General features: G+C 48.6%; 1 protein-coding gene. It reads right to left on the bottom strand.

Translation table 11 applies throughout. The features are described 5' to 3' along the window. The coding region (locus CIK04_RS30740) for a group II intron maturase-specific domain-containing protein (RefSeq protein ID WP_325206042.1) at positions 1-416 on the bottom strand (416 nt) is incomplete at both ends.

The following is a 416-nucleotide window of genomic DNA, read 5'->3' as shown; positions in this document are numbered from 1 at the left end:
CAACCGTGTCGGTTTCTTCCATAATTTTAACTGGATGCTGCGCAGTCTGCGCCTTAACCATCCTGCTATTCGCGAGAACTCCCTGCTGGTATTGGCGATCCTGAAGTACTGACTGAACCCTCGTAAAACGGGATTTAGCTCGTTGATGACTTGCACTAGCGGCTTTCCGCCATTGCGTTTGCTCATCTGCTTCAACGTCTGTTTGAACAGAGCCAGTTTCTTGGGCTGAATACGGGTGTATTGTTCCCCGATTTCAACGCCAAGGAACTTCACCCCATTTTCGCTGTGTGCTATATGAGATTTGCTCTGATTCACCGTCAGTTTCAACTCTTTTTCCAGTATCTTTGCGCCTGTGCAAGCGCTATTCTCTGCTCCTGCTCGGCTACGACAGAAGATCAAGATATCATCCGCATAGC

This window comes from Vibrio sp. 03_296 (genome assembly GCF_002265885.1).
This window is presented reverse-complemented; position numbering and strand designations above follow the sequence as displayed.